This window comes from Phenylobacterium sp., assembly GCF_044372605.1.
GTDB lineage: Bacteria > Pseudomonadota > Alphaproteobacteria > Caulobacterales > Caulobacteraceae > Phenylobacterium.
On sequence record NZ_JBILRO010000338.1, the window covers coordinates 1 to 2,604 of the forward strand.

Sequence of the window (2,604 nt, forward strand, 5' to 3'; positions counted from 1 at the left end):
GAGAGCTGGCTGGACTACCTTTACTGGGACATTGAACTGGAGGCTTAGGCTTCGGTCTGGCCGATAACGCGCCGCACCAGGGTTTCGACCACTCTCTGGGCCTGCTCCACGGAAAGACCCTGTTCGCGGCGCAGGCGCGACCAGGCTTCGAAGCTCATCAGGAGATCCAGGGTCTCGACCTTCAGCGGGTCGGCGGTGACCTCCTGCGGCAGGACCTGTACCAGCTTGGCGCGCAGTTCGGTCGCCAGCCGGTCCGCATCGGCGCCCAGAAACCGGGAGCGGTGGCGGAACGCGTCGGCGGCGCGCCGGAAGGGACCGATGGTCTCGAAGGCCATGGCGCGGCGACGGACCAGTTCGAGAAGTCGCTCCGGCCAACCTGTCTCAGGCAATGGACGCTCACTGATCGCGCTCACCTGGGTTTGAATGACCAGAGACATCTCCCGATAGAGGCTGTCCATGTCCTGGAAGTGGCGGAAAACGGTGCGCAGGCCCACGTCGGCCCGCGCGGCGACCTGCTCGGCGCTGGGTGCAATCTGACCCTCGCGGACGATGTCCATCATGGCCGCCACGATCCGCGCCCTGTTGTCCTGGCCGCGCTGGCGGCGACCGTCGACGGAGTCTGCAGGGTCCTGATGCGTCGCAGGGTTCATGACCTCCTGTCGCCTGTTGGAGACCAGCTGTCGAGGGGTTCGCTCAAGCCTTGACCCGTCCATATAGTGACATTATCCGTGTCATTATATCCGTGATCGAGGGATTCCCAAATGCAGGTTCTCAGAACGCCCGACGCCCGCTTCGAGGGGTTGGCCGATTGGCCCTTCGCGCCGCAGTACCACACCCTGACGGACGCTGACGGCACGCAGATGCGCCTGCACTATGTGGACGAAGGCCCGCGCGACGGTGCGCCGGTGTTGCTGATGCACGGCGAGCCGTCGTGGGCTTACCTTTATCGCCACATAATTTCTGGACTTGTCGCCCGTGGGCATCGGGTGATCGCGCCCGACCTGATCGGCTTCGGGCGATCAGACAAACCGGCCAGCCGCACAGACTACACCTATGAACGTCACGTGGCCTGGATGAGCCAATGGCTGACCGCCCTGGATCTCAAGGATCTGCGCCTGTTCTGCCAGGATTGGGGTGGCCTGATCGGGTTGCGTCTGGTGGCGGCGTTTCCGGAGCGGTTCGCCGGTCTGGTGATCGCCAACACCGGCATGCCGGTTGGAACCGGCATGTCTGACGCCTTCAGAGCCTGGCTGGAGTTCAGCCAGAACGTGCCGGTCATGCCCATCGGCATGATTGTGAACGGCGGAACCACCCGCGATCTCTCGGCCTCGGAGGTTGCGGCCTATGACGCGCCGTTCCCCGACGAGACCTTCAAGGAGGGCGCCCGGCAGTTCCCGACCCTGGTGCCGATGACTCCGGAGCATGGCTCGGTGGCGGAAAATATCGCGGCCTGGACTGTGCTGGAACATTTCGACAAGCCGGTGGTCACCGCCTTCAGCGACAATGATCCGGTCAGCAAGGGCGGCGATGTTCCGATCCAGGCCCGGATCCCCGGCGCGAAGGGCCAGCCGCACGTGACCCTGAGCGGCGGCCATTTCCTGCAGGAAGACTGCCCCAACGACATCGTCGAGATCATCGACGCCCTGATCCGCCGCAGCTGAGGACAAGAACATGAATGTGACAAACCAGGTACTGCCGCCGCCGCAGCAGGCGATGGCTTTCTTCGGCGGTCCGGAGGATGGCCCGTTCGTGATGGTCAATCTGCTGAAGTTCAAGCCAAAGGCCGAGTATGCCGACGGTTCCGAGCCTGACCTCAGCGGCGCGGACGCCTATGCGCGCTATGGCGAGGAGGTCCGCAAACTGGTCGAGGCCCTGGGCGGCAAGGTGCGTTACTCCGGCGAGGTGACCGGCTTGCTGCTGGGCGAGGTTGAGGAGCTATGGGACATGGTGGCCCTTGCCGAGTACCCATCCCTCGCCGCCTTCCGGGCCATGGCCATGTCGCCGGAGATGCATGCCATCGAGCATCACCGCAAAGCCGGGCTGGCGGGTCAACTGAACATCCGCACCAAGCCTGGAGCCGGATTCTAGACCCGCGCTGGTCTGAGTGACAGGACGAGGAAGATCAGCGCCGCACTAGTCGCCATTTGTGGATGGCGGCAGGCGGCTCAACTGGCGATCCTTGCGAAGAACAGGTCGGCTATGGCGTCCCCGTGGGTGTCCTGAAGGAAGTGACCGGCCTCGGGCAGGAGGTCGAAGGTGGCCTGCGGAAATTTGCCGGCCCACTCGCGGCCCCAGGCCTCGGTGAAGATGTTGTCGGCGCCGCCCCAGATGAAGTGAACCGGCCTGGTCCACGTCAGAAGGGCGTCGAAGTGGCGCTGCTGCGCAGCCGCATTGCCGCCTTCCGGGTTTGTGAACGGCAGGCTGAGCGGGAAGCGACGTGGTCCGGCGTGGCCGGCCCGACCAAGACCCTCGAAGGGCGCGTCGTAGCCCCGCCGCGCGGCGTCACCTGCCGGCGTCAGGGTGGGATAGACGCCATCCTGGATGATGGCGAACATGTCTCTGGCCGTCATGTGACCCAGCGACACCATCATGAACCAGCCCAAC

Annotated in this window: 4 protein-coding genes; 2 read left to right on the forward strand and 2 right to left on the reverse strand. The window is 64.7% G+C overall.

The features are described from left to right. Positions 1-44: 44 nt before the first annotated feature. On the reverse strand, positions 45-650 hold the full coding sequence (locus ACIQ42_RS17855) for a TetR/AcrR family transcriptional regulator (RefSeq protein ID WP_397423574.1): 606 nt from the start codon (positions 648-650) through the stop codon (positions 45-47). Positions 651-761: 111 nt separating this feature from the next. Here ACIQ42_RS17855 and ACIQ42_RS17860 point away from each other — a divergent pair, with 111 nt between their 5' ends. Together ACIQ42_RS17860 and ACIQ42_RS17865 are read left to right on the forward strand one after the other, a co-directional pair. Further along, entirely contained in the window at positions 762-1,661 is a 900-nt protein-coding gene (locus tag ACIQ42_RS17860; protein ID WP_397423575.1) for a haloalkane dehalogenase, read from the forward strand. Between the two features lie 10 nt (positions 1,662-1,671). Beyond that, positions 1,672-2,088, forward strand: a complete 417-nt coding sequence (locus ACIQ42_RS17865; RefSeq protein WP_397423576.1) for a DUF1330 domain-containing protein — start codon at positions 1,672-1,674, stop codon at positions 2,086-2,088. A gap of 77 nt (positions 2,089-2,165) precedes the next feature. Here the strand turns inward: ACIQ42_RS17865 and ACIQ42_RS17870 are convergent. Continuing rightward, on the reverse strand, positions 2,166-2,604 hold a 439-nt coding region (locus ACIQ42_RS17870), incomplete at its 5' end, for a hypothetical protein (RefSeq protein WP_397423577.1).

Excerpts from the sequence above, each read along its gene's own strand:
- ACIQ42_RS17855 (WP_397423574.1), bottom strand. The coding sequence starts at position 650 with ATGAACCCTGCGACGCATCAGGACCCTGCAGACTCCGTCGACGGTCGC.
- ACIQ42_RS17865 (WP_397423576.1), top strand. The coding sequence starts at position 1,672 with ATGAATGTGACAAACCAGGTACTGCCGCCGCCGCAGCAGGCGATGGCT.
- ACIQ42_RS17860 (WP_397423575.1), top strand. The coding sequence starts at position 762 with ATGCAGGTTCTCAGAACGCCCGACGCCCGCTTCGAGGGGTTGGCCGAT.